Origin of the sequence: Vibrio sp. D401a (genome assembly GCF_030248515.1) — a bacterium.
Lineage (GTDB): Bacteria > Pseudomonadota > Gammaproteobacteria > Enterobacterales > Vibrionaceae > Vibrio > Vibrio rotiferianus.
Genome location: NZ_JAHGAI010000007.1, coordinates 58,421 through 82,582, shown reverse-complemented (window position 1 = coordinate 82,582; position 24,162 = coordinate 58,421). Strand labels below are relative to the sequence as shown.

General features: G+C 45.9%; 27 protein-coding genes. 16 read left to right on the top strand and 11 right to left on the bottom strand.

All coding sequences use genetic code 11. From position 1 onward, the window contains the following. The first annotated feature begins 326 nt into the window (after positions 1 to 326). Complete coding sequence (locus tag KIV41_RS04260; RefSeq protein ID WP_045386053.1) at positions 327 to 878, top strand: gamma carbonic anhydrase family protein; 552 nt, start codon at positions 327 to 329, stop codon at positions 876 to 878. 14 nt (positions 879 to 892) lie between these two features. On the opposite strand, the gene KIV41_RS04255 is transcribed toward KIV41_RS04260, so the two are convergent. From KIV41_RS04255 to KIV41_RS04240, 4 genes are all read right to left on the bottom strand, one after another. Continuing rightward, positions 893 to 1,156: a DUF1488 domain-containing protein gene (locus tag KIV41_RS04255; RefSeq protein WP_045386056.1), complete on the bottom strand. Its 264-nt coding sequence runs from the start codon at positions 1,154 to 1,156 to the stop codon at positions 893 to 895. Positions 1,157 to 1,159: 3 nt separating this feature from the next. Further along, on the bottom strand, positions 1,160 to 1,993 hold the full coding sequence (gene aroE / locus KIV41_RS04250) for a shikimate dehydrogenase (protein ID WP_042523879.1): 834 nt from the start codon (positions 1,991 to 1,993) through the stop codon (positions 1,160 to 1,162). 100 nt (positions 1,994 to 2,093) lie between these two features. Then, positions 2,094 to 3,011, bottom strand: a complete 918-nt coding sequence (hemF, locus tag KIV41_RS04245) for an oxygen-dependent coproporphyrinogen oxidase (protein ID WP_039987198.1) — start codon at positions 3,009 to 3,011, stop codon at positions 2,094 to 2,096. Between the two features lie 34 nt (positions 3,012 to 3,045). Further along, positions 3,046 to 3,603, bottom strand: a complete 558-nt coding sequence (locus tag KIV41_RS04240; RefSeq protein WP_054824623.1) for an L-threonylcarbamoyladenylate synthase — start codon at positions 3,601 to 3,603, stop codon at positions 3,046 to 3,048. Positions 3,604 to 3,803: 200 nt separating this feature from the next. Between KIV41_RS04240 and purE the strand changes: the two genes are divergently transcribed. Both purE and KIV41_RS04230 read left to right on the top strand, forming a co-directional pair. After that, a complete protein-coding gene (gene purE / locus KIV41_RS04235) occupies positions 3,804 to 4,289 on the top strand; it encodes a 5-(carboxyamino)imidazole ribonucleotide mutase (protein WP_005440742.1) in 486 nt (161 codons plus the stop codon). A gap of 4 nt (positions 4,290 to 4,293) precedes the next feature. Next, complete coding sequence (locus KIV41_RS04230) at positions 4,294 to 5,427, top strand: 5-(carboxyamino)imidazole ribonucleotide synthase (protein ID WP_285335751.1); 1,134 nt, start codon at positions 4,294 to 4,296, stop codon at positions 5,425 to 5,427. A gap of 64 nt (positions 5,428 to 5,491) precedes the next feature. Here the strand turns inward: KIV41_RS04230 and KIV41_RS04225 are convergent, their stop codons facing one another. From KIV41_RS04225 to KIV41_RS04210, 4 genes are read right to left on the bottom strand one after another with little or no spacing between them, the layout of a single operon-like run. Continuing rightward, positions 5,492 to 6,061: a type I DNA topoisomerase gene (locus tag KIV41_RS04225; RefSeq protein WP_285335750.1), complete on the bottom strand. Its 570-nt coding sequence runs from the start codon at positions 6,059 to 6,061 to the stop codon at positions 5,492 to 5,494. 22 nt (positions 6,062 to 6,083) lie between these two features. Then, the gene (locus tag KIV41_RS04220) at positions 6,084 to 6,563 is read right to left on the bottom strand and encodes a DUF494 family protein (protein ID WP_005429833.1); all 480 of its coding nucleotides are present in this window, start codon (positions 6,561 to 6,563) and stop codon (positions 6,084 to 6,086) included. Positions 6,564 to 6,565: 2 nt separating this feature from the next. After that, positions 6,566 to 7,675, bottom strand: a complete 1,110-nt coding sequence (gene dprA / locus KIV41_RS04215) for a DNA-processing protein DprA (RefSeq protein ID WP_285335749.1) — start codon at positions 7,673 to 7,675, stop codon at positions 6,566 to 6,568. Beyond that, complete coding sequence (locus KIV41_RS04210) at positions 7,659 to 8,753, bottom strand: LysM peptidoglycan-binding domain-containing protein (protein ID WP_252041360.1); 1,095 nt, start codon at positions 8,751 to 8,753, stop codon at positions 7,659 to 7,661. The genes dprA and KIV41_RS04210 overlap by 17 nt, the downstream gene beginning before the upstream one ends. Positions 8,754 to 8,891: 138 nt before the next feature. Here KIV41_RS04210 and def point away from each other — a divergent pair, with 138 nt between their 5' ends. The 6 genes from def (at position 8,892) to KIV41_RS04180 (ending at position 15,316) form a co-directional block, all read left to right on the top strand. Then, the gene (gene def, locus KIV41_RS04205) at positions 8,892 to 9,410 is read left to right on the top strand and encodes a peptide deformylase (protein WP_285335748.1); all 519 of its coding nucleotides are present in this window, start codon (positions 8,892 to 8,894) and stop codon (positions 9,408 to 9,410) included. A 33-nt stretch (positions 9,411 to 9,443) separates the two neighbouring features. Beyond that, positions 9,444 to 10,391, top strand: a complete 948-nt coding sequence (gene fmt, locus KIV41_RS04200; RefSeq protein WP_285335747.1) for a methionyl-tRNA formyltransferase — start codon at positions 9,444 to 9,446, stop codon at positions 10,389 to 10,391. Positions 10,392 to 10,472: 81 nt separating this feature from the next. Further along, positions 10,473 to 11,756 (top strand): 16S rRNA (cytosine(967)-C(5))-methyltransferase RsmB, encoded by a 1,284-nt coding sequence (gene rsmB / locus KIV41_RS04195; protein ID WP_010444683.1) that lies wholly within the window; start codon positions 10,473 to 10,475, stop codon positions 11,754 to 11,756. A 64-nt stretch (positions 11,757 to 11,820) separates the two neighbouring features. After that, complete coding sequence (trkA, locus tag KIV41_RS04190; protein ID WP_010444684.1) at positions 11,821 to 13,197, top strand: Trk system potassium transporter TrkA; 1,377 nt, start codon at positions 11,821 to 11,823, stop codon at positions 13,195 to 13,197. A gap of 9 nt (positions 13,198 to 13,206) precedes the next feature. Beyond that, entirely contained in the window at positions 13,207 to 14,652 is a 1,446-nt protein-coding gene (locus KIV41_RS04185; protein ID WP_010444685.1) for a TrkH family potassium uptake protein, read from the top strand. A gap of 25 nt (positions 14,653 to 14,677) precedes the next feature. Further along, entirely contained in the window at positions 14,678 to 15,316 is a 639-nt protein-coding gene (locus tag KIV41_RS04180) for a DUF3157 family protein (RefSeq protein WP_010444686.1), read from the top strand. 33 nt (positions 15,317 to 15,349) lie between these two features. Here KIV41_RS04180 and KIV41_RS04175 read toward each other — a convergent pair whose 3' ends face one another. After that, positions 15,350 to 16,003, bottom strand: a complete 654-nt coding sequence (locus KIV41_RS04175; RefSeq protein ID WP_010444687.1) for a hemolysin III family protein — start codon at positions 16,001 to 16,003, stop codon at positions 15,350 to 15,352. A 71-nt stretch (positions 16,004 to 16,074) separates the two neighbouring features. Continuing rightward, positions 16,075 to 16,881 (bottom strand): sporulation protein, encoded by an 807-nt coding sequence (locus tag KIV41_RS04170; RefSeq protein WP_285335745.1) that lies wholly within the window; start codon positions 16,879 to 16,881, stop codon positions 16,075 to 16,077. 295 nt (positions 16,882 to 17,176) lie between these two features. Here KIV41_RS04170 and KIV41_RS04165 point away from each other — a divergent pair, with 295 nt between their 5' ends. From KIV41_RS04165 to KIV41_RS04145, 5 genes are all read left to right on the top strand, one after another. Next, positions 17,177 to 17,344 (top strand): hypothetical protein, encoded by a 168-nt coding sequence (locus KIV41_RS04165; protein ID WP_285335744.1) that lies wholly within the window; start codon positions 17,177 to 17,179, stop codon positions 17,342 to 17,344. 122 nt (positions 17,345 to 17,466) lie between these two features. Continuing rightward, the gene (locus tag KIV41_RS04160; protein WP_005429763.1) at positions 17,467 to 17,733 is read left to right on the top strand and encodes a YihD family protein; all 267 of its coding nucleotides are present in this window, start codon (positions 17,467 to 17,469) and stop codon (positions 17,731 to 17,733) included. Positions 17,734 to 18,043: 310 nt separating this feature from the next. Then, the gene (gene ccoG, locus KIV41_RS04155; protein WP_071236252.1) at positions 18,044 to 19,465 is read left to right on the top strand and encodes a cytochrome c oxidase accessory protein CcoG; all 1,422 of its coding nucleotides are present in this window, start codon (positions 18,044 to 18,046) and stop codon (positions 19,463 to 19,465) included. Between the two features lie 48 nt (positions 19,466 to 19,513). Further along, positions 19,514 to 20,500 (top strand): serine/threonine protein kinase, encoded by a 987-nt coding sequence (locus KIV41_RS04150; RefSeq protein ID WP_045386119.1) that lies wholly within the window; start codon positions 19,514 to 19,516, stop codon positions 20,498 to 20,500. A 34-nt stretch (positions 20,501 to 20,534) separates the two neighbouring features. Further along, positions 20,535 to 21,137 carry a thiol:disulfide interchange protein DsbA/DsbL gene (locus tag KIV41_RS04145; RefSeq protein WP_005440776.1) on the top strand — a complete coding sequence of 201 codons (603 nt, stop codon included), beginning with the start codon at positions 20,535 to 20,537 and terminating at the stop codon, positions 21,135 to 21,137. Between the two features lie 41 nt (positions 21,138 to 21,178). Here the strand turns inward: KIV41_RS04145 and KIV41_RS04140 are convergent, their stop codons facing one another. Beyond that, complete coding sequence (locus tag KIV41_RS04140; RefSeq protein ID WP_285335743.1) at positions 21,179 to 22,057, bottom strand: acyltransferase; 879 nt, start codon at positions 22,055 to 22,057, stop codon at positions 21,179 to 21,181. 164 nt (positions 22,058 to 22,221) lie between these two features. Here KIV41_RS04140 and KIV41_RS04135 point away from each other — a divergent pair, with 164 nt between their 5' ends. After that, a complete protein-coding gene (locus KIV41_RS04135; protein ID WP_285335742.1) occupies positions 22,222 to 23,178 on the top strand; it encodes a DUF2860 domain-containing protein in 957 nt (318 codons plus the stop codon). 149 nt (positions 23,179 to 23,327) lie between these two features. Next, the gene (locus KIV41_RS04130; RefSeq protein WP_005451004.1) at positions 23,328 to 24,161 is read left to right on the top strand and encodes a GGDEF domain-containing protein; all 834 of its coding nucleotides are present in this window, start codon (positions 23,328 to 23,330) and stop codon (positions 24,159 to 24,161) included. Position 24,162 lies beyond the last annotated feature (1 nt).

Here is a 24,162-nt window from a genome sequence, read left to right as displayed (position 1 = left end):
CTATATTGTTAAAGAGCTTTCCTATTGAGCTTTGCTCAAATCGGACGGCCATTTTAGCGAGTTAAAGTTTAGTGTCAATCACTTTTTTCAAACTTTTTTCAAGCCTTTCCGCTTGGCTAATTGGCTTGCTAACTTGGCTTTCGTTTCTTTCGAAGCGTTGCCGTGTCAGCGAGGTGGCATTATAGAGATTGCGATCACATTGGCAAGCCCTTTTTCTCGTTTTTTTTTATTTTTTTATCGTTTGAATGTTTTTTATTCTAAAAGGCGAGTTTTTGCTACTCTTCTCACCAGATATCACCATTATTAACGCTTTATAAGGAGTAAAGATGAGTTCAATGAGAAGTTATAAAGGTATACGTCCTCAGTTGGGCGAACGTGTATATGTCGACTCAACCTCTGTTTTAGTCGGTGATATCCGAATTGGCGATGATTCTAGTATCTGGCCATTGGTCGCAGCTCGGGGTGATGTAAACCATATCCATATTGGAGAGCGAACCAACATTCAAGATGGCAGCGTACTTCATGTAACTCATAAAAACGCAGAAAACCCCAAAGGCTACCCACTTATCATTGGTAATGATGTCACCATAGGTCACAAAGTGATGTTGCATGGCTGTGAGATCCACGATCGCGTCCTAGTAGGTATGGGCGCTATTGTCTTAGACAACGTGGTGGTGGAATCAGATGTGATGATTGGGGCAGGAAGTTTGGTTCCACCGGGGAAAGTATTAGAAAGTGGCTATTTATATGTTGGAAGCCCAGTAAAGCAAGCTCGCCCCCTGTCAGAGAAAGAACGAGCTTTCTTGCAAAAGTCTGCCAACAACTATGTGCAGAACAAAAACGACTACATTAATGAAGTGGAAGACATCAGTGAGTAGTCAGAAGTCGTCAATTAGTCGATGATGATATGGCCTTCTTCATCGAAGGCTTCATCTTCTATTAGCTCTTCGGCGATTTCTTCTAGATCGAATCGGTAATCAGTAAACACTTTAATTGCCGCTTGCTCAGTTTCAATCAGTGAACCGCTGAGCTTTTCTAGCTTTTGTTTTGTTACATAGCACTCAACCAACGCACCAGATTGCTGCGCAGCAAAATTTACCGATTGCGATGCTTCATCCCAAGACTGCATGTCAGGGAATAGGATAGATTGATTCATTGATTATTGACCTTCAAGATTCTTTCTTAGTTCTCTGAGAATTTGTTTGGCGCCTGGGCGTAAACCACGCCAGAGCATGAAGCTTTCTGCAGCCTGCCCAACTAGCATTCCAAGACCGTCATACGCATGAGCGGCACCATTTTCTCTTGCCCATAAGTTAAAGCTCGTCACCCCTTTTCCATAAATCATGTCATAGCTTGTGCTGTTGGCGGCAAAGATAGAGGAAGAGATAGCAGGCAGTTCACCACTAAGAGAAGCGGAGGTGGAGTTAATGATGACATCATACTCTTCATCAATACTTTCCATCTCTCTCGCTACGATAGGGCCGTGAGAGACAAATAACTCTGCAAGCTCTTGCGCTTTACTAAAGGTACGGTTGGTAATGGTTAAAGAAGTCGGCTTTTGATCGAGCAGTGGCTTAATAACACCACGAGCTGCACCACCAGCACCAATAATTAGGATTCGCGCACCTTCCAATACAACTTGGTGTTGAAGCAGATCTTGCACTAGACCTGCACCATCGGTGTTGTCACCAATGATTTCACCATCATCTAACTTCTTGAGAGTGTTCACTGCGCCCGCCAACTGAGCACGCTCAGTCAGACGGCTAGCAAATTGATAAGCGTCTTCTTTAAATGGCATGGTAATGTTGCACCCCTTGCCACCTTCAGCAAAAAACACCTTAGCTGCGTCAATAAAGCCATCAACAGGTGCACTTTCTGCGGTATACACCAAAGACTGATTAGTTTGACGAGCAAACAAGGTGTGAATGAATGGCGACTTACTGTGTCCGATAGGGTTACCAAACACGGCATAGCGATCAATTTGCTGAGTCATTTCCTTACCTTTATTCCTTACTTATATAGAAAAAAACAGGGCCACCTGATTACAGATGACCCTATCACTATCTATCTATATAGAAAAGGAGATTCAGCGCCTACCACTCTCGGGGCGTTAGGTATTGCTCGTAAAGCTCTGCCTCTGGAGAACCAGCTTGCGGCTCATAGCTGTATTCCCAACGCGCAAGTGGTGGCATCGACATTAGAATCGACTCGGTACGACCACCACTTTGCAAACCAAACAGAGTGCCACGGTCATACACTAGGTTGAACTCTACGTAACGACCACGTCGATACAATTGGAACTCGCGCTCGCGCTCACCGTATTCAATGTCTTTACGACGAGAAACGATCGGAAGGTAAGCTTGGCAGTATCCCTCACCAACCGCTTTGATGTAGTCAAAGCACTTATCAAACTCCCACTGGTTTAGGTCATCAAAGAACAGACCGCCGACACCACGAGTTTCATTTCGATGTGGTAGGAAGAAGTATTTGTCACACCATGCTTTGTGCTCTGCGTAAACGTCTTCACCAAATGGTGCACAAAGCTGTTTTGCTGTGTCGTGCCATGATTGGCAATCTTCTTCAAATGGGTAGAAAGGCGTGAGGTCAAAACCACCACCAAACCACCAAATTGGGTCTTCACCGTCTTTCTCTGCAATAAAGAAGCGGACATTGGCGTGTGAAGTCGGTACGTAAGGGTTCTTAGGGTGAATAACCAAAGAAACACCCATCGCTTCAAAACGACGCCCCGCTAACTCTGGGCGATGTGCTGTCGCTGATGCTGGCATTTCATTACCTTCTACATGAGAGAAGTTCACTCCTCCTTGCTCGAAGATATGACCATCACGCAATACGCGAGTACGGCCACCGCCACCAAGACGCTCTCCTTTTTCACGTTGCCAAGCATCTTCGACAAAGACGGCCTTTCCATCTTCTTGTTCTAGTTGCTGACAAATGGAATCCTGAAGTGACATCAAGAACTGCTTTACGGCGTGCTTATCGATTGCTGACATACGTGTAGTACCTATTGATTGCTGACTAGCAGGGTTAGCCCTGTCTTAATATTTGCGAGGTTTTAGCATCACGGATTTCACTAGGCTTGTCACGACCACTGGTTTCACCACGTAAGATCGCCACAAGTCGGTCACCTAACTGTTCTTCGACTTCTTTCGTCGTCATACAAGGAGGCAGACCAGTAAGATTCGCGCTGGTAGAGGTTAGCGGCTTTCCGAATGCATTACACATCTTTTGTACTAAAGGATGATCAGTCACACGTACTGCAATCGAATCAAATTGCCCCGATACCCAGTGAGAGACTTTGTCACTCGCTGGCATGATCCACGTGTATGGCCCTGGCCACGTCGCATGGACTTTATCTAACTGCTCTTGAGTCAACTGAGATTCATCAACATAAGGCAAAAGCTGCTCGTAACTAGCCGCAATAAGTATGAGCCCCTTCTCTACTGGGCGCTGCTTTAGCTCTAGCAACTTTTGAATCGCTTCTGGGTTATCTGGATCACAGCCGACACCAAATACGCCTTCTGTTGGATAGGCAATCACTTCGCCTTTTTGTAGTGCTTCAAGCACCTGTTCAAAGTTATCCACCAATTACTTCCTGATAGTCTTATCTGTTGTGTTTGCACTAAGTGTACAAATATTCATTCTCAGAGACTAAATCAATTTGTTTATAAAATGTATCAATACCATTTACAAATACACGCAAACGTTTGCTTGAGGTAAAAATCCCCGTATAATGCGCACAAATTTATCAGCTCACCTAATTTTGCAGCTTGAAGGAGTTTGAGATGAAAGTCGGTATCATCATGGGTTCTAAATCAGATTGGCCAACCATGAAACTAGCAGCAGACATGCTGGATCAATTTGGCGTGTCTTACGAAACAAAGGTGGTGTCAGCTCACCGTACTCCTCAATTGTTGGCTGATTACGCAAGCAGCGCGAAAGAACGTGGCATTAAAGTCATCATTGCGGGTGCTGGCGGTGCCGCTCACCTACCAGGCATGGCAGCAGCGTTTACCAGCGTACCTGTACTTGGCGTTCCAGTTCAGTCTCGTGCACTGAAAGGCATGGATTCACTGCTTTCTATCGTACAAATGCCAAAGGGTATTGCGGTTGGTACATTGGCGATTGGCGAAGCAGGCGCAGCAAACGCTGGCATCCTAGCAGCTCAAATCCTTGGTACACATGATGAAGCGATCATGGCAAAAGTCGAAGCGTTCCGTAACGAACAAACGGAAACCGTATTGGCGAATCCAAACCCTGCTGAGGATTAATCAGATGCATGTACTGGTTCTTGGTGCGGGTCAACTAGCTCGTATGATGTCTCTGGCTGGTGCGCCACTGAATATTCAAATCTCAGCTTACGATGTGGGCAGCGGTAACATCGTTCATCCACTGACTCAGCACGTACTAGGCAACGGCTTAGAGAATGCAATTGAACAAGTCGACGTCATTACTGCTGAGTTCGAGCATATCCCACATGATGTGCTCGATGTTTGCGAAGCGAGCGGTAAGTTCTTACCAAGTACGCAAGCCATCAAAGCAGGTGGTGATCGCCGTGTTGAAAAGGCATTACTTGATGATGCTGGCGTGCGTAACGCAAAATACTACGTAATCGAAATTCGTGAAGACTTTGACCGCGCAATTGAACACGTTGGTATACCAATGGTTCTGAAAAGTGCATTAGGTGGTTACGATGGTAAAGGCCAGTGGCGCTTAAAAGAAACTTCTCAAGTCGAAGACATTTGGACTGAGATGGCAGAGTGCATTGCCGCAACACCAACTCAAGCGATTGTTGCTGAGGAATTTGTCCCTTTTAACCGCGAAGTTTCACTGGTTGGTGCTCGCGGTAAAGATGGCAGCGTTGAAGTGTACCCACTGGCAGAGAACGTCCATACCAATGGAGTACTGAGCCTTTCTACTGCAATTGATGCACCAGAGTTGCAAGAGCAAGCAAAACAGATGTTCACGGCCGTTGCCAACAACTTGAATTACGTTGGTGTGCTAGCGCTGGAGTTCTTCGATGTTGATGGTACTTTGCTAGTTAATGAAATCGCACCACGCGTACACAACTCTGGTCACTGGACTCAGCAGGGCGCAGAAACCTGTCAGTTTGAGAACCACCTCCGCGCCGTGTGCGGCATGCCTTTAGGTAGCACGAAGCTGGTTCGTGAAACCTCGATGATTAATATTCTTGGTGAAGACACACTGCCAGAAGCATTGCTAGCGATGGATGGTTGTCACATTCATTGGTATGGCAAAGAAAAACGTGCGGGTCGCAAGATGGGACACATCAACGTATGTGGTGACTACACTGGCGAACTTAATCGTAAACTTTGTGCATTAGTAGATGTATTGGATGAGCAGGCTTTCCCTGCCGTGCATGAATTTGCCAAGCAGTGGCAAGCATAGAAAAGCAGCGGAATAAATAGCAAAAGGGTCGCATGATGCGACCCTTTTTAATTCGTACTGAAAGTTATTGTGATTGGGTATGCTGGCACTTACGACTCGCGCATTGCAGTTTAACCCCGCTGGCAAGTTTCTTTTCTACCAACAAGGTAAATCCACATTCCTCGCAGCGGCCTCTTACAGGCGGTAAGTTAACCGCAAACTTGCACTTCGGATAGTTGTCACACGCGTAGAATGTTTTACCAAATCGGGTTTTACGCTCAACCAAATGTCCTTTGCCACATTCAGGGCAAGCGTGTTGCTCTTTCGCTTGCTGCTCTGGCTCAGGTTGGTTAATCGACTCAATATGATGGCATTCTGGGTAATGGCTGCAACCAACGAACATACCGTAGCGCCCTTGGCGGAGTACCAATTCATTGCCACACTCAGGGCAAGGCACACCCAACTCTTTCACGATGTGACCGTCATTGCTGTGTAGCGGCTTAATGTAATCGCAACTTGGGTATTGGCTACAACCTAAAAAAGGACCATGTTTACCGTGCTTAAGCGACACTTCCCCACCGCATTTAGGGCAAGGTTCGCGCTCAAGCGCATGCTCGTGTGCCGAGAAAAGGTTGTGATCGATTTTACTACTCATACTCACCGCTCAAGCGAAGATATTAATGAAGAATACCTTGTTCCTTGGTGTACAGCAGCTCTTCCATCAGCGTGTAGGCGTTTTCGTTGCCTGGAACATTAAACAGCACCATAAGAATGATCCATTTGAGGTCCTCAAGCTCAAACTCATTGGTTTCAAGCCCCATTACACGGTCGATAACCATCTCACGCGTTTCGGTGGTCAGAACATTGATTTGCTCTAGGAACAACAAGAACCCACGACATTCGAGGTCCAGTCGCTGCATTTCTGAAGCGGTATAGATACGTGTCGATGCCGATGCAATGCAGGTTGAAATGGCTGAATGTTCATCGCTTTGTTGCAATGCCGCCAGCTCTTCTAACCAGACAAGGGCTTTGTAGATGTCTTTTTGCTGGAAGCCTGCACGAAGCAATTCATCTTCCAATTCGTCTTGTTCGACTTGTAACTCTGCATCGCTATGGATGTAGGTTTCGAATAGATACATAAGTATATCCATCATCATAGCTAGCCCCTCCCCTTTCGAATATAGCCACCGGATACTGCAACAACATGCCCTGAAAGCTCAAGCTCTAAGAGCTGCATCATGACTTCTTGGACAGGTATATTGGTCCTGCTTGCAAGAATATCAACTGGTGTAGCCTCATTTCCTACGTTAGCTAACAGCTGAGGAAATGGCAATTCTTCTTCATCAATTGGCGCAGAAAATAAATCTAAGCTCTGATTAATAGACCAGTCGAGTAAAGACTGTATTTCATTGAGCACCTCTTGAGTATTTTGTACGAGGCAAGCCCCGTTACGAATCAATTGATTACCGCCACTGGCGTTAGGAGCATTAATCGAAGCTGGCAGAGCGAAAACTTCTCGACCTTGCTCAAGGGCATAGCGAGCAGTGATTAAGGAACCACTTTTTTCAGCAGCTTCCACCACCAACACACCCAGCGACAAACCACTAATAATTCGATTACGCCTTGGGAAGTTTTCTGCGCGAGGTTTAGCATTAGGACGAAATTCAGAGACAAGCGCACCATTTTCCATCACTCGCTGCGCCAAACCTCGGTGTCTTGCTGGGTACACTTGTTCCAACCCAGAACCAAGCACTGCGATGGTTTTACCTCCAGCTAAAAGCGCGCCATCATGAGCATGACCATCAATACCCAATGCTAAACCACTGGTGACGATCAGATCGTGTTGTACCAAGTCTGATGCAAAGCTTCTTGCATGCTGTAGTCCATCCACGCTGGCATTACGACTGCCAACCATGGCTATTTGTGGCTGAGACAAGTAGCTCGCATCTCCCTTTATGAATAATAAAGGAGGCGGTGCGACGGTTTGTTTGAGAAGTGGCGGGTACAAAGCATCCGCCAAAGTAAGAATATGATGATGAGAAGATGCAGCAGCCCAAGTCAGACAAGCATCGACTTCTTTACCGACCTGCGACCATGCTTGCAATTGTTTTGCCGTTAAGCCTAAAAGCTGAAGTTGCTCTGTCGAGTATTGGACAATATTGCTCGGCGTATCTTTACTGAGCAACTTATTCATCTTGACCCCACCAATGCCCGGTAAGCAGCTAAGCTTTAACCAGGCAGCGAGATCAGTATCATTGTGTGGTTTCATTAGTGGTTGATTCCTCAGCCAGAGGAGAAACCACAGATACCTCTTTGTTGATTGGCTTGGTGCTATTAGTAATCAAAGCAAGGCTGAAATATTCATAAGGGCGAATCACAAGTAACTCACCCACTTTACTCTTAGGTAATACCACCTCTGAATCAAACAAACTCCCCTCTTTTGTATAGCCATCACTATTTTGATAGAGAGCATGAGCATCTTCCATCAGATTTAACATACTGCCCTGTCGTAAGTTGTCTTTCGAGCCTAAATCTAAGACGACAACTTGATTAGTGGAGCTAAATCTCATCCCCTCAATATTGCCTAAAATTTTGGCAGATACGTCTGCTGGAGCTGGCTGTGGGTAAAAAACCACTGAAAGGTCTGATTTCTCTTCCTGCTCGAGAGGTAAAGCAATGTCGTTACGTTCAATTTCTTGTAGTTGAGCCGTTATTTTTATTCCAGAGAAGTCTGTCTGAGAAGAGACTAAATTTCCCCGAGCTACCACTTTTAAAGCGGTTATCGACTGAGAGGTATCCTCTCTATCATATGTCTTTACAGGCCGATAAATAGCCCAATATTGCTCGGCCTGCTTTCCGCTTATATAAAGAACATCTTCACCAACTAAGTACTTACTACCTTTACTACTACCCATTACTTTAGCCGCACTTTCCAGATCTTTATCCAGAACTAATCGGTCTGAGTTCAAGTAAGGTAATACCAAACCTTCTGCTATCGTTGGAACCGCTTTTTTCTCAGTAATACGTGCTTTAGGGCTAAGTTTTTTGACTGGTTTCAGGCTCAAGACAGGCTGACCATTAATCCACACTAACGATAACTTGTCCCCCGGATAGATAAGGTGCGGGTTATCAATTTCTGGATTTACCTGCCACAAACGCGGCCATAACCAAGGGCTGTCGAGGTACATAGCAGAAATATCCCACAATGTATCTCCTTTCACCACTACATAGGTTTGCGGTGCGTCATCTTTGACAGTAAGTGGTTGGGAATCCGTATTTGCTACGGCGCTGAAAGAGAAAAGTAACGGCAACGTAATGCGAAAAACGTCGCGGAAAATTCGATTCATGACCCTCGTCCTTGGTCTGTTAGGCAGTTACCAGAATGGAAATTGGTATCAGGATGCTGTCATTTAGGTCATAAAATGTCTAGAATTGAGCCAACAAGGTTTGTGCTGTTACGGCACAGTTCAATATTTCGAGTGAATATGTCTGTATTACAAGTATTAACATTCCCAGATGATCGCCTGCGTACCGTTGCAAAACCTGTAGAAGAGGTGACACCTGAGATTCAAAAAATCGTCGATGACATGATTGAAACCATGTACGACGAAGAAGGTATTGGCCTGGCTGCAACGCAGGTTGATGTCCACAAACGTATCGTAGTTATCGATATTTCAGAGACTCGCGATGAGCCGATGGTGCTAATCAACCCAGAGATTCTGGAAAAGCGTGGCGAAGATGGCATCGAAGAAGGCTGTCTATCGGTACCAGGTGCACGTGCACTTGTGCCTCGCGCTGCTGAAGTTACGGTTAAAGCGCTAGATCGCGATGGCAAAGAATACACCTTTGAAGCTGACGATCTGCTAGCAATCTGTGTTCAACACGAACTGGACCATCTAATGGGCAAACTGTTCGTGGATTACCTATCGCCACTGAAGCGTAAGCGTATTCAAGACAAGCTAGCAAAAATCAAACGCTTTAACGAGAAACAGCAAAGCGCTTAATCTCGATACAATTTAATTAGAAGGAAGCCTACCTTGAGTCAGTCTTTACGTATTGTCTTTGCAGGTACTCCGGATTTCGCCGCCCATCACTTGGCGGCGTTGTTGTCTTCGGAGCACGAAGTAATTGCGGTTTACACTCAACCAGACCGCCCAGCGGGTCGTGGTAAGAAGCTTACTGCAAGCCCAGTAAAAACCATCGCGCTTGAACACGACATTCCGGTATACCAACCAGAAAACTTCAAATCAGACGAAGCAAAGCAAGAGCTTGCCGATCTGAACGCCGACATCATGGTAGTTGTTGCGTACGGCTTATTACTTCCACAAGTTGTACTAGACACACCTAAACTAGGTTGTATCAACGTACACGGTTCGATTCTTCCTCGCTGGCGCGGCGCAGCCCCTATCCAACGCTCAATTTGGGCAGGTGATGCAGAAACTGGCGTGACCATCATGCAGATGGATATCGGTCTGGATACGGGTGACATGCTAAAAATCGCGACATTGCCGATTGAAGCAAGTGACACCAGTGCATCGATGTACGAGAAACTGGCAGGCTTAGGCCCAGATGCCCTGATCGACTGTCTAGCGGATATCGCCGCTGGCAAAGCTGAGCCAGTGAAGCAAGATGACGAGCTAGCAAACTACGCGAAGAAGCTAAGCAAAGAAGAGGCGCGCATCGATTGGAATGATGACGCGGCGCACATTGAACGCTGCGTTCGCGCATTCAACCCATGGCCAATGAGCCACTTTGAAGCTGCTGAAAACAGCATCAAAGTATGGCAAAGCCGTGTTGCAGAGCAAACCAGCAACAAACCTGCGGGCACCATCGTGCAAGCAGATAAGACCGGTATCTATGTTGTAACAGGCAACGGCGTATTGGTGCTGGAACAACTGCAAGTTCCGGGTAAAAAAGCCATGTCAGTTCAAGATATTCTGAACTCTCGTGCATCTTGGTTTGAAGTTGGCACTCAACTGGTTTAAAAACCAGGCAATAGTGTCAAACACCAATAATACGAACTTTTAGAGGGCAGAGATGCCCTCCTTTACTTTAAGGTACTCATCATGAATGTTCGCGCTGCGGCTGCCAACGTCTTGTATCTTGTCGTCGACAAGGGCCACTCACTTTCAAGCGCTCTTCCAGCGGCTCAACAAAACGTACGGCCACGTGACCACGCTCTTCTACAAGAGATCTGTTACGGTGCTCTACGTTACCTCCCTCGCCTAGAAATGATTGCAAACCAGTTGATGGATAAGCCGTTAAAAGGCAAACAACGTGTTTTCCATCACCTGATTTTGGTTGGTATTTACCAATTGAGCTTTATGCGTATTCCTGCGCACGCTGCAGTGGGTGAAACGGTTGAAGGTACTAAAGAGCTGAAAGGCCCCCGCTTGCGTGGTCTTATTAACGCCGTATTACGTAACTATCAGCGCAACCAAGAAGAGCTAGACCAAATGGCGGTCAGCAACAATGCGGGCAAGTACGGCCACCCAAGCTGGTTACTTAAACTGCTGCAAGAAGCTTACCCAGAGCAGTGGGAAAGCATTGTTGAAGCCAACAACCAGAAAGCGCCAATGTGGCTGCGTGTAAACCACCAGCACCACACTCGTGATGACTACCTTGCGCTACTCAAAAATGAAAACATTGATAGCACGCCACACTCACAAGCAATGGACGCCCTAAAATTGGCGGCGCCATGCGATGTAATGAAACTACCGGGCTTTGAAAAAGGTTGGGTATCGGTGCAAGATGCGGCGGCACAGCTGTCGATTAACTACCTTGAACCAAAAGATGGCGAGCTAATCCTAGACTGCTGTGCAGCACCGGGCGGTAAGACAGCGCACATTCTTGAGCGTACGTCTGGCAGCGAAGTGGTTGCCATCGACTGCGATGACACGCGTCTTAAACGTGTGCACGAAAACCTGAAGCGTCTCAACCTTCAGGCAAAAGTGGTTTGCGGCGATGCGCGTAATCCTCAAGAATGGTGGCAGGGCGAACAATTTGATCGCATCTTGTTAGATGCACCGTGTTCTGCGACGGGGGTAATTCGTCGCCACCCAGACATCAAATGGCTACGTCGTGCTGATGATATTGCCGCACTTGCTGAGCTACAGAGCGAAATTTTCGACGCAATGTGGACGCAACTGAAACCTGGCGGCACCATGGTTTACGCAACTTGTTCAATCACGCCACAAGAAAACGTGGAACAAGTAAAAGCGTTCTTAGCACGTACTGCGGATGCGCAATTGATGGACTCCGATCCAAAGCAACCTGGTCGTCAGATTCTGCCGGGTGAAGAAGATATGGATGGTTTCTACTACGCAGTGCTAACAAAAAAACACGCGTAACAGCATGCTAAATAGGGCGATTGAAGTGAATTCAATCGCCTTTTTCAGATAACGAGTAAAGAGTATGAAAATCATTATTCTTGGTGCAGGTCAGGTTGGCGGCACATTGGCGGAAAACCTAGTTGGTGAGAATAACGACATCACCATCGTCGATAAAAATGGCGACCGACTGCGTGAGTTGCAAGACAAATACGACTTACGAGTGGTTAACGGTCACGCCAGTCACCCAGACGTACTTCATGAAGCGGGTGCACAAGATGCAGATATGCTAGTAGCGGTAACCAACACCGATGAAACCAATATGGCGGCCTGTCAGGTAGCCTTCACTCTGTACAATACGCCAAACCGTGTTGCACGTATTCGTTCTCCAGAATATCTGGCAGAAAAAGAAGCCCTATTTAAATCCGGCGCCATTCCTGTTGATCACCTTATCGCACCAGAAGAGCTGGTAACCAGCTACATTGAACGCCTCATCCAATACCCTGGCGCACTACAAGTGGTGAGCTTTGCCGAGCAGAAAGTCAGCCTAGTAGCGGTAAAAGCATACTATGGTGGCCCTCTGGTGGGTAACGCGCTGTCTGCCCTGCGTGAGCACATGCCACACATCGATACTCGTGTTGCTGCGATTTTCCGTCAGGGTCGTCCTATTCGCCCGCAAGGCACTACCATCATTGAAGCTGATGATGAGGTGTTCTTCGTTGCTGCAAGTAACCACATTCGCTCGGTAATGAGTGAACTTCAGCGCCTTGAGAAACCTTATCGCCGCATCATGATTGTCGGTGGTGGTAACATCGGTGCTAGCTTAGCCAAACGCCTTGAGCAAACTTACAGCGTGAAGCTGATTGAGCGTAACTATCAGCGTGCAGAGAAACTGTCTGAGCAACTAGAAAACACCATCGTTTTCTGTGGTGATGCGGCTGATCAAGAGCTGCTGACCGAAGAAAATATCGACCAAGTAGATGTATTCATTGCGTTAACCAACGAAGATGAAACCAACATCATGTCAGCGATGTTGGCAAAACGCATGGGTGCGAAGAAAGTGATGGTATTGATCCAACGCGGCGCTTATGTCGACCTTGTACAAGGCGGCGTGATTGATGTAGCGATCTCCCCACAGCAAGCAACTATTTCTGCTCTACTGACGCACGTTCGTCGTGCTGATATTGTTAACGTATCTTCTCTGCGTCGTGGCGCTGCAGAAGCCATCGAGGCTGTTGCACACGGTGATGAAACCACGTCTAAAGTGGTTGGCCGGGCGATTGGCGATATCAAACTCCCACCAGGAACCACCATTGGTGCTATCGTTCGTGGCGAAGAAGTACTTATCGCACACGATCGTACCGTCATCGAACAAGATGACCACGTCGTGATGTTCCTGGTCGACAAAAAGTATGTACCAGACGTCGAAGCGCTGTTCCAGCCGAGTCCATTCTTCCTCTAGGATTTTCCTATGGTCAACTTACGTCCCGTACTGTTTGTTATCGGGCTGGTTTTATCCAAACTAGCCCTTTTTATGTACGTGCCGACTTTGGTCGCGTTTTTCACAGGTACAGGCGGATTCCTCGATTTCGCTCAAGCCGTAGTGATCACCCACCTAGCCGCATTCATCTGTTTGACGATCGGTCGAACTGCTAAGTTCAAGCTCAGTGTTCGTGATATGTTCCTTATCACCAGTTTGGTGTGGACCATAGCCAGTGCCTTCGCTGCATTACCATTTGTGTTCATTAACCACATCAGCTTTACCGACGCCTACTTCGAGACCATGTCTGGCATCACCACTACAGGCTCTACCGTGTTAAGTGGTTTAGACGACATGGCACCGAGTATATTGCTATGGCGCTCCATCTTGCAGTGGCTTGGTGGTATTGGCTTTATCGTAATGGCGGTAGCCATCCTACCAATGCTTAACGTTGGTGGTATGAAGCTGTTCCAAACCGAATCTTCTGATTGGTCTGATAAAAGCAGCCCGAGAGCGAAAACCGTCGCGAAGAACATCGTATTGGTGTATTTGATGCTAACTGGCTTGTGTATTATTGGCTACTTGCTGACAGGCATGAATCTGTTTGAAGCGATCAATCACGCCTTTACGACGCTGTCGACGGGTGGTTACTCGACTTCTGATGGTTCAATGAACCACTTCTCTAACGGTGCTCATTGGGTGGCCACTACCTTTATGTTCCTTGGTGGGTTGCCATTTCTACTTTTCGTCGTCGCATTACGCAAACGTAGTATCGATGTATTGGTGAAAGATGCGCAGGTTCGCGGCTTTGCCTATCTATTTTTGTTCTCGAGTTTGGTTGTGTCTGCTTGGTTAGTAATCCGCGATGGCTACACCATTTTGGATGCACTACGCGTGTCGATGTTTAACATCGTCTCAGTCGTCACCACTACGGGCTTTGGTTTAGAGGACTTCACTGCATGGGGTGCTCTACCTACCACGCTGTTTGCCTTCTTGATGATGGCTGGTGCGTGTTCAGGCTCAACCGCAGGCGGAATTAAGATCTTCCGTTTTCAGATCGCAATGACGCTGCTTAACAAGCAGATCATGAAGTTGATTCACCCATCTGGTGTGTTCGTTCAACGCTACAACCAACGCCCTGTGAACGACGATATCGTTCGCTCTGTCGTAGCGTTTGGCTTGATGTTCTTTATCACCATCATATTTATTGCAGGCTGCTTAAGCGCACTCGGCCTTGATCCGCTAACCAGTATTTCTGGTTCGATTACCGCAGTCGCAAACGTAGGTCCTGGCATGGGTAGCGTGATTGGCCCAACAGGTAACTTTGCGCCGCTGCCTGACACGGCAAAATGGTTATTAAGCTTTGGTATGTTAATGGGACGTCTGGAAATTCTGACTATTCTTGTCCTGTTCTTCCCTGCGTTTTGGCGCCGTTAAACAGACTCAAACAAAAGGTATAACAATGAAAACATGGATCACTCTGGCGACCCTACTCGCCACTTCATCGGTTTACGCGGCAGAGGTCGTGAAACTGGCGGATGGGCGCGAAGTAAAACTGAACGACGACTTTACGTGGGAATACGTTGTGAAAAAGGCAATGCCGAACACCACAGAAACCACACTAGAAAAAGTCGAAGCGGTAGAAGCGTCGGCAGTTGCTGCATCGACAACTGCCTTAGAAGCGGTTACCACGCAAACCACTAAAGCACCTGAGATTGCGACAATCCCCGTCGTAAACAAGAAAGTCGGAACTACAGTAGTGGTAAACGCGAAGAAGCCAACCATGCAGCTGTCTGATTCGGGTGTTGATGTCTTGATTGGTTCTGCAAGCTACGAAGACGGTGAACTTATCTTTCCAACGTCTATCACCAACCAAAGTTCACAATCAGTCATTCAGGTAGAAGTAGAAGTTCAGGTATTTGATACGTCTGGTAAGCAGTTAGTGAAAGAGAACGTGACCGTTTGGCAATCCATTAAGCGTATCGCTGATACTTACCTTCGCCCACAACAAGCCGAGCAAGGTAAAGCGATCAAACTGGCAGTGCCACAGTCGCAGCAATACCAGTTCTCAGCAGAAGTATTAGAAGTGAAAACTCGCTAATACGACATGCTTTGTCGGGTTTATCTCTATCAGCTAGATAGGCTCGACAAAGTAATAAATCGCGAAGAAGTGACACACACAACCCGCCAACACGAAGCCGTGCCAAATTGCGTGATTAAAAGGGATCCGCTTAGCAACGTAGAAAATCACTCCGATCGAATACACCAATCCACCCGCTGCTAATAGTGTCAGACCACCAATATCGAGATTTATCGCCAACTGATAAATCACGATCAACGATAACCACCCCATCACCAGATACGTCATCAAAGATAATTTTTTGAATCGATAGACAAACGCGACTTTCATGATGATGCCAATCAGCGCAATGGTCCAAATCACAATCATCAGCCCAATCGCTAATGGAGTACGCAGACTCACCAATAAAAATGGCGTGTAACTACCTGCAATCAAAAGGTAGATGGCACAGTGATCGAAGGTTTTCAGCCAACGTTTGGCTTTCGGGTATGGAATGGCGTGATAAAGCGTGGAAGCCAGAAACAGCACAATCATACTAGAGCCGTAGATTGCCATACTGGTAATGGTCAGCGTGTCCGCTTGATGATCAATCGCTTTAACCAGTAGTAAAACCAAGCCTACAATACCGAAAATCATTCCGATACCATGGGTGATGGAGTTGGCCAGTTCTTCGCCCTGACTGTATTGTGCTTTCTGAGGTGAAGACATGAACGTGCCTATACTAGAGTTTGAATATTCGCTCTAGTATGGCACATTAAGCGTACACGTGTAAGCTTAAATTAGAGTTCGTGAGCAGCCGTGGTTTGTTCAAGATAATTAAGAACCAGCGGACCGACTTCTTCCAATTTAGTATTCACTGGGATACAAAGCTCGCGTTTGAGTTTACCGCTACCTAATAGACTCGCTAGCATACCACTCGCCCCACTTCGAGTTCGGTCAACTTCAAACCAAAGCTTAAGAGTGTTCTCGTCACGATGAGCAACAAATTCTAACTCGCGCCATACACCATGATATGGCCCATCTGTTGGTACCATCTCAAACTCTTGTACAAATGGCAGATCAAAACCTTTCACTTCTTCACACTCGACTTGGCGGATGCGCAGACCTTGCGATTCAAAGGCAGACAAAATGGCATCCATCAGTGGATCGGGCCTCACTGTGAGAATGTCTTTGTCGGTTGGGTCGAGAGCCATCGCAACATCTAAACCAGTCTCTAGCCAGACTTTGGCATCACCAATAGTGACTGGTGTATTCCAAGGTACATCAAGTTTTACTTCAAAAGTACGCTCTTCACTTGGGTGTAGGGTAAAAGCATAAGGTAAGCTCCAACTCGCTAGCACATGGGTTTGCGGAAGACGGCGTAAGCTATGGCCTTCACGAGCACCACGATCATCAGGGACTTCTGCGATGTATCGACAGCATAACTTCAAATCAATGTTATCAATCGCCTGATCAGTGGATCCACCATAGACATGAATTGATACATCAACACTTTGACCGGGATAAAGGACATCCTGATTAAGAACTGAATCTACCTTGGCGCTGCCGATTCCAAAACTCGCCAATGTCTTTTTCAAAAATGACATACGCACCTCCTTTGTCGAGATCTCATACTACTGTTGATCATGATGGTAAAACAAACTTTTCACCCCAGTTCTTCGAAAGAAAATAGCAAAATTGAACAATTTCAATTGCTCAAGTATCGACCAATTATAGCAGGAGTGCTAACCTATACATGATATGCATGCATATCATTATTCCTGGTTCATTATTTGGATTGGCGAGAGCCAAAAGAGCCACCCTTCAAGCAGTTGAAGCTCAACTCATAATGCATCAGGCCATTACATTGGCAATGGATATGCCTGGCAGTTAGGTAATTAAATGCGCCCAACAACAGTCAGGTTCGCACACACTAATCGTAGTGCAATGCGCCGTCGCAGTGGTTTCACTACTGCGCTTAAGGCAAAACAAGTTGCGCCAGCAATAACTCTGGTTGAGAAAACAGCGATTATGCCGAGTGTTCCAAACAAAGTTATTAAAGCAGCTTAATTAAAAAGCGCGGCACTCACCGCGCTTTTTTCTTTCTTTCCAGCCTTTTCCTATTTGGTGTTCGACATGCAATTTGATACCTTTAGAAGCAAATAACACCTATAAATTCTGTGGAGAAAGAAATGAAGTGTCATCGTATTGAAGAGTTGCTTGAGCTATTAGAGCCTGAGTGGCATAAAGACCAAGAAATGAACTTGCTACAGTTCATCATGAAGCTAGCAAATGAAGCGGGCTATGAAGGTAAACTGGAAGATCTAACCGACGATGTACTGATCTACCACCTTAAAATGCGTAACAGCGGCAAAGACGAAATGATCCCAGGTCTAAAGAAAGACCAAGAAGATGATTTTAAAACCGCAATCCTACGCGCACGTGGCATCATCAAGTAAACGAATCAGCACCCTAGTATTCCTAAGCGACTCCTTTGAGTCGCTTTTTTTATAACTAAACCAAACAGTTCAAAAGCTAGTTATAACTGTTCAGTCATTTATTAGGTTAACTGTACTGACTTTTGTTGTTAAACGTTGACTACGTTAAAGAAACGGAATTGTTATTGATTGTATAATCGCCGTTCATCAGTATTTACTAAAATAATTATGTTCCGTCATAACATATGACATGAACAAAGCAGCAATGTCATCGAGCGACATCGATAGAAGTGTCGCCGTACATTATAAAAGCCTAAAGAAGGATGTATACATGAGTCAGGACAAGATCGATATCAAAGATGTGACTCCAAAAACCTTTAACCCAAAGACCCATAAAGGAAAAGGGGATCGCTTCAACCCCAATAATCGAATTTACGTACGAGAAAGCAAAGGCACCTTCCAAAAGTTGCGCCGTTATGGTGGTTGGTTTTTGTTGCTGTTGTTTGCACTGGTTCCGTGGATTCCATACGGAGAGCGCCAAGCAATACTCTTAGACATTGGCCACCAACAGTTTAACTTTTTTGGTACAACTCTTTATCCACAAGACCTGACCCTACTTGCGCTGCTGTTTATGATTGCCGCGTTTGGATTGTTCTTTATTACTACCTTCTTAGGTCGAGTTTGGTGTGGTTACTTATGCCCCCAGACAGTTTGGACCTTCATGTATATTTGGTTTGAAGAAAAACTTGAAGGAAGTGCGAATAAGCGCCGCAAACAAGATTCGAATAAGATCACTGCGAATCTGGCGATGCGAAAAACCATCAAGCACATAGCTTGGTTTGCTATTGCGCTTGCCACTGGCTTTACTTTTGTTGGCTATTTCGTTCCAGTCAAACACCTAGTGGTAGACTTTTTCACCTTTAACGCCAGCTTCTGGCCGGTTTTTTGGGTTCTTTTCTTTGCGGTTTGTACCTATGCAAATGCTGGTTGGATGCGTTCTATTGTCTGCCTTCACATGTGTCCGTACGCACGCTTTCAATCCGCTATGTTTGATAAGGATACTTTCATCGTTGGCTACGACACTAAACGCGGTGAAAAACGTGGTCCACGTTCACGTAAGGCCGATCCAAAGCAATTAGGTTTAGGTGACTGTATCGACTGTGATTTGTGTGTTCAAGTATGCCCAACAGGAATCGATATTCGTGATGGATTACAGTACGAATGCATCAACTGTGGCGCTTGTATTGACGCATGCAACCAAACGATGGATCGCATGGGTTATGAAAAAGGTTTGATCAACTACACCACGGAGCATCGTCTATCAGGTAAACACACCAAAGTGATGCGACCTAAACTGCTTGGTTATGGGGCAGTGTTGTTGATGATGATTGGTTTGTTCTTCGCCCAGATAGCGGCTGTTGACCCAGCTGGGTTGAGCGTCATTCGTGACCGCAACCAACTGTTCCGAGTGAATAGCTCAGGTGAAGTGGAAAACACCTATACTCTCAAAGTCATCAACAAGACCCAACAAGTTAAAGAATACAACTTGGAGGTAGAAGGGTTAAGTGACGTTAGTTGGTATGGCAAACAAACCATCCAAGTTGAACCTGGTGAGGTATTGAACTTACCAATGAGTCTTGGCGCAGATCCTGACAAGCTAGACTCTGCGATCACAACAATTCAGTTTATACTCACCGATAAGAGCAACGAATTCACCATTGAAGTAGAAAGCCGATTTATCAAGAAGCTATAACTTCGATGACCAATGGAAAAAGGCTCAGCAATGAGCCTTTTTATTTATATGTCCCAAGGTACTTTTAACTTTGATGCCCTCACACCCGACTTTATGTGGTACGCGTTAGAGAGCATCGGTATTCGAGCAGAATCGGGCTTTCTTGCTCTAAACAGCTATGAAAACCGCGTTTACCAGTTCACTGACGAAGAACGCCAGCGCTACGTGGTAAAGTTCTATCGCCCAGAGCGTTGGAGCGACGAGCAAATTCAAGAAGAGCACGACTTTACGCTCGAATTGATTGATAACGAAATCCCAGTTGCACCACCTGTACTCATCAACGGTGAAACGCTGCATCACTATCAAGGCTATGGCTTTGCTTTATTTGAGAGTGTCGGCGGTCGTCAATATGAAGTCGACAACTTAGATCAACTCGAAGGTGTCGGTCGCTTTCTAGGACGTATCCACAAAGTGGGTAGCCGCCAAGCATTCCAACATCGCCCAACCATTGGCTTGCAAGAGTATCTCTATCAGCCAAGAGAGATACTACAAAACACCAACATGATCCCGATGCATTTGGAGAACAGCTTCTTCAATGACTTGGATATGCTGATCAAGTCCATTGAAAGTCACTGGCAAGAAGGCTTCAATACCATTCGTCTGCATGGCGATTGCCATCCGGGCAATATCTTATGGCGCGATGGCCCAATGTTTGTCGATTTGGATGACTCACGTAATGGCCCTGCGGTACAAGATTTATGGATGCTGCTCAATGGCGAGCGCCAAGACAAGCTAATGCAGTTGGATATTGTTTTAGAAGGTTACCAAGAGTTTTGCGATTTTAACTCGGCAGAATTGAAACTAATCGAACCACTTCGAGGTCTACGAATGGTGCACTATATGGCATGGCTAGCAAAACGTTGGCACGACCCGGCATTTCCGCTCGCTTTTCCATGGTTTAATGAGCCAAAATACTGGGAAGGTCAGGTCCTTGCATTTAAAGAGCAGATTGCCAACTTAGAAGAAGCACCGCTATCTTTAATGCCTCAATGGTAAGTCAGGCCGAACAATTCAAAATGGAGATAATTAAATGAAAAAGCTGTTCGCACTGTTTTCTATGCTGATGCTAAGCCTGTCGGCACATGCAGCGCAATTCAAAGAAGGTGAGCATTACAAAGTATTGGATCTAGAGGCATCGAAAAAGCCTGTAGTGACTGAGTTCTTCTCTTTCTACTGCCCACACTGTCATTCTTTCGAGCCAATCATTCAGCAACTGAAGAAGCAGCTACCTGAAGGTGTGAAACTGCAAAAGAACCATGTGTCATTCATGGGTGGCAATATGGGTCCTTCAATGAGCAAAGCATACGCGACCATGGTTGCGCTTAAAATTGAAGACAAGATGGTACCAGTGATGTTTAACCGCATTCACAACATGCGTAAAGCACCACGTGACGATGCAGAACTTCGTCAAATCTTCCTAGATGAAGGCGTAGATGCGAAGAAATTCGATGCTGCATTCAAAGGCTTCGCGGTTGATTCAATGGTTCGCCGTATGGACAAGCAATTTGAAAACAGCGGCTTAACTGGTGTTCCAGCGGTTATCGTTAACAACAAATACCTAGTTCAAGCACAGGGCATTAAGTCTACTGACGAGTACTTTGCGCTAGTGAACTACTTGCTGACACTGAAGTAATTCAGACCATCATTAAAAAGGGGAGCACATTGCTCCCCTTTCTATTTATGAATCTCTTGCAACACTTGGTCTTTCTCTTGCCACACATCGCCTAACCATTGTTGAAACTGGCGCTTGTATGGCTTGTCATTGAAGTAATCACCCAACACTCGCTCATCAACTGGCAGAACCTTCACTCGCACCACAATTTTGGTCATACGCCCCATCAGCATATCTTTAAAGGGTTTATTGGTGTTTTCTGGGTACGCTAAGGTCACATCGATGATGTTCTCAAACTGCTCCCCCATGGCCGCTAACGTATAAGCAATGCCACCAGATTTAGGTTGCAACAAATGTTGATAACCCGCTCGGCTCTTACGCTGCTTATCTTGAGTAAAGCGTGTGCCCTCTACATAGTTCACCACTGTGGTGGGCGTATGTTTAAACTTGGCACATGAACGGCGCGTAGTTTGCAGATCTTGCCCACGTTTGTCTGGATTACGAAGCAAATACTCTCGCGAATAACGACGCATGAACGGCATATCTAACGCCCAGCATGCCATTCCGATAAAAGGCACATATAATAGCTGCTGCTTGAGGAAAAATTTTGGCATCGGAATACGATCTTTAAACACGCAACACTGTACAACAATGTCAGTCCAACTAAGATGATTACTGATCAGTAAGTACCAGCCGTCTTTCTTTAGGTTTTCACCGCCTTGAACATCCCATTCAACGCGATTAGAGAACGCAAGAATACCGGCGTTGACCGTTGCCCACACCCACATCATTTTGTTGGCAGCCTCGGTGCCTTTGGCTTTGAGCTTCGCAGTTGGAAGCAACAGCTTAAAAATGGCGATGATACAAATTGCGATGGAACAAACCGCAGAATTTATAATCACAAAAGAAGCGTTAAAAATGAGTAACAAATATGCCAACATGGTAACCAATCAGTAACTATAGCGCGTGAGTAATAAAACAGCGTGTAATTATACGAATCCGTTGCCACATTGAAACATTTGTAAGAATGGTCAGATTTGTTTCACTGTAAAACTGGACCAACGCTCAAATAACATCTTTCATTCGACAAACAAGGAGAAAGCGAATGAATCCAAGGCTAACCTTACTGCCTTTGGCCTTTATCGTCAGTTCAGCACAAGCTCAGCTTTCAGAAACAGCAGGTTTTAGCGGTGAGATTTCGTTGAACGCAGGCTTCGTCTCATCAGAATCCAACTTCAATACAGACAGCAACAGCACTATCACGTCATTGAATCAGCGTGCCGAAAGTGATGAATCTTTTATCGTCGCACCGCTAGGCAGCGCAGCGTATACCTTTGGTAACAAACTCAATCACCAAGTGTATGCCGGTACCACTCGTTCCGACATCGCGATCGGTACTCTCGCCTTCCAACTTGGTTACAAATACCAGCTGGCTTCAGGCACTGTACTCGACTTTTCCTACTTACCAACCATCTTGGAGGGAGAAACCTGGCAAGATCCGTACTTAACGGGACAGTCGAGAAAAACCACCGATGAAGGCGGCAATGCGTTTCGTCTCCAAATCAATCGCTTCTTAGACGACAACTTTAATCTTGATTTGGCGTACGCAGATAAAGACGTAGAAAAAGATACCGTGACCGATTCATCTTTGCTGCGTGATGCAAAGATCTACCACATCAAAGGCGACTATCGCATTCCACTCAGTCGCACGTCGATGCTGCAACCCGCATTTACTTATGTCTACCAAGATGCAGATGGTGAAGCGGAATCTTTCGACTCTTACCGATTCGAATTAAGTTGGTTCCAGTTTGTAAATCGCCATCGTTTTGCGGTTACGGCAGGCTACACGCTGAAAAACTACGAAACAGCCAGTGACACATTCGATAAGACGCGTGATGACGGGAAACTCAGCTTGTTCGCGGCCTACGAGTACAAGAACGTATTCGATTGGCAAAACTGGTCACTCATCTCTCTGGCTGGTTACGGGAACAACGATTCCAACATCACATTTTACGATGAGAAAGAATATTTAGTTTCAGTTGGTATGAACTACAACTTCTAAGATCGATACTCGCAGTAAATGGGATCCATTTTCTGCGAGTATAAAATGGACTGATCGTCACAATAAAAACAATTCATTGCTCAAACAATAGCCAATCGAACGCTCTTGTGGATAATATGCGCCCTATTTATTATTTGCGAGAGCCATACATGCACATCGATCCTCAATACGCTTCCGAACAAAACTTAATGAGCGTTCTTTCCAAGAACTTTCCGGGTTTTATCGCTGTGCGAAAAGAGACAGGTGAACATGTCGCCCTCAACCAGCGCTACCGTGCTTTCTTCGAAGAAGACATTCTCGGCATCAGCTTAGACAACATGATCACAGATTGTGATAACGAAGACCTACGAGATCTGTTACTTCAATGCAAACGCAACGACCAAGCTTTGATCGACAGCAAAGCCCCGATGCGAGTGGATATTGAAACCTTTCAAAATCACCACTTTGAATCGATGCGCTACCTTACCGAAGTTAATGGTGAGCGTCATATCGTATTGATGGCATGGGATATAACAGCGCGTATCGAAGAACAAAACCAGCTAAAACAAAGCCTACATTACGATCACCTAACAGGTGCATTAAATAAAAAAGCGTTGATGTCAGCCATACAAAAGGGCTGTGACTGCTGCGTTGTGGCTTATCTTGATTTGGATAAATTCAAGCAAGTTAACGACACTTATGGTCATGCTATTGGAGACAAAGTACTGATCGACTTTGCCACCTTAATGATGCAAAAACTGGGAGAGAATGGCACGCTCTACCGGGTTGGCGGTGATGAGTTTGTCGTCCTATTTGATTGCATGCCATTATCCAGTGCTCAAGACATCCTGTTGAATATTCGCCAATTTGTAGAAAATGATATCCATCTACATGGTATCTCATTCAGTTTTGGCTTGGTGGAGTGCCAAGGGAGTCTTGAGCAATGTATCGAGCGTGCTGACCAAGCACTCTACCAAGATAAACGCAACCGAAAGCAGGCTTAAA

What these genes read in the sequence shown, in the direction of transcription:
- KIV41_RS04260 (WP_045386053.1), top strand. Translation starts at nt 327, where the DNA reads ATGAGTTCAATGAGAAGTTATAAAGGTATACGTCCTCAGTTGGGCGAA.
- KIV41_RS04255 (WP_045386056.1), bottom strand. Translation starts at nt 1,156, where the DNA reads ATGAATCAATCTATCCTATTCCCTGACATGCAGTCTTGGGATGAAGCA.
- aroE (WP_042523879.1), bottom strand. Translation starts at nt 1,993, where the DNA reads ATGACTCAGCAAATTGATCGCTATGCCGTGTTTGGTAACCCTATCGGA.
- hemF (WP_039987198.1), bottom strand. Translation starts at nt 3,011, where the DNA reads ATGTCAGCAATCGATAAGCACGCCGTAAAGCAGTTCTTGATGTCACTT.
- purE (WP_005440742.1), top strand. Translation starts at nt 3,804, where the DNA reads ATGAAAGTCGGTATCATCATGGGTTCTAAATCAGATTGGCCAACCATG.
- KIV41_RS04230 (WP_285335751.1), top strand. Translation starts at nt 4,294, where the DNA reads ATGCATGTACTGGTTCTTGGTGCGGGTCAACTAGCTCGTATGATGTCT.
- KIV41_RS04225 (WP_285335750.1), bottom strand. Translation starts at nt 6,061, where the DNA reads ATGAGTAGTAAAATCGATCACAACCTTTTCTCGGCACACGAGCATGCG.
- KIV41_RS04220 (WP_005429833.1), bottom strand. Translation starts at nt 6,563, where the DNA reads ATGATGATGGATATACTTATGTATCTATTCGAAACCTACATCCATAGC.
- dprA (WP_285335749.1), bottom strand. Translation starts at nt 7,675, where the DNA reads ATGAAACCACACAATGATACTGATCTCGCTGCCTGGTTAAAGCTTAGC.
- KIV41_RS04210 (WP_252041360.1), bottom strand. Translation starts at nt 8,753, where the DNA reads ATGAATCGAATTTTCCGCGACGTTTTTCGCATTACGTTGCCGTTACTT.
- def (WP_285335748.1), top strand. Translation starts at nt 8,892, where the DNA reads ATGTCTGTATTACAAGTATTAACATTCCCAGATGATCGCCTGCGTACC.
- rsmB (WP_010444683.1), top strand. Translation starts at nt 10,473, where the DNA reads ATGAATGTTCGCGCTGCGGCTGCCAACGTCTTGTATCTTGTCGTCGAC.
- trkA (WP_010444684.1), top strand. Translation starts at nt 11,821, where the DNA reads ATGAAAATCATTATTCTTGGTGCAGGTCAGGTTGGCGGCACATTGGCG.
- KIV41_RS04185 (WP_010444685.1), top strand. Translation starts at nt 13,207, where the DNA reads ATGGTCAACTTACGTCCCGTACTGTTTGTTATCGGGCTGGTTTTATCC.
- KIV41_RS04180 (WP_010444686.1), top strand. Translation starts at nt 14,678, where the DNA reads ATGAAAACATGGATCACTCTGGCGACCCTACTCGCCACTTCATCGGTT.
- KIV41_RS04175 (WP_010444687.1), bottom strand. Translation starts at nt 16,003, where the DNA reads ATGTCTTCACCTCAGAAAGCACAATACAGTCAGGGCGAAGAACTGGCC.
- KIV41_RS04170 (WP_285335745.1), bottom strand. Translation starts at nt 16,881, where the DNA reads ATGTCATTTTTGAAAAAGACATTGGCGAGTTTTGGAATCGGCAGCGCC.
- KIV41_RS04165 (WP_285335744.1), top strand. Translation starts at nt 17,177, where the DNA reads ATGCGCCCAACAACAGTCAGGTTCGCACACACTAATCGTAGTGCAATG.
- KIV41_RS04160 (WP_005429763.1), top strand. Translation starts at nt 17,467, where the DNA reads ATGAAGTGTCATCGTATTGAAGAGTTGCTTGAGCTATTAGAGCCTGAG.
- ccoG (WP_071236252.1), top strand. Translation starts at nt 18,044, where the DNA reads ATGAGTCAGGACAAGATCGATATCAAAGATGTGACTCCAAAAACCTTT.
- KIV41_RS04150 (WP_045386119.1), top strand. Translation starts at nt 19,514, where the DNA reads ATGTCCCAAGGTACTTTTAACTTTGATGCCCTCACACCCGACTTTATG.
- KIV41_RS04145 (WP_005440776.1), top strand. Translation starts at nt 20,535, where the DNA reads ATGAAAAAGCTGTTCGCACTGTTTTCTATGCTGATGCTAAGCCTGTCG.
- KIV41_RS04140 (WP_285335743.1), bottom strand. Translation starts at nt 22,057, where the DNA reads ATGTTGGCATATTTGTTACTCATTTTTAACGCTTCTTTTGTGATTATA.
- KIV41_RS04135 (WP_285335742.1), top strand. Translation starts at nt 22,222, where the DNA reads ATGAATCCAAGGCTAACCTTACTGCCTTTGGCCTTTATCGTCAGTTCA.
- KIV41_RS04130 (WP_005451004.1), top strand. Translation starts at nt 23,328, where the DNA reads ATGCACATCGATCCTCAATACGCTTCCGAACAAAACTTAATGAGCGTT.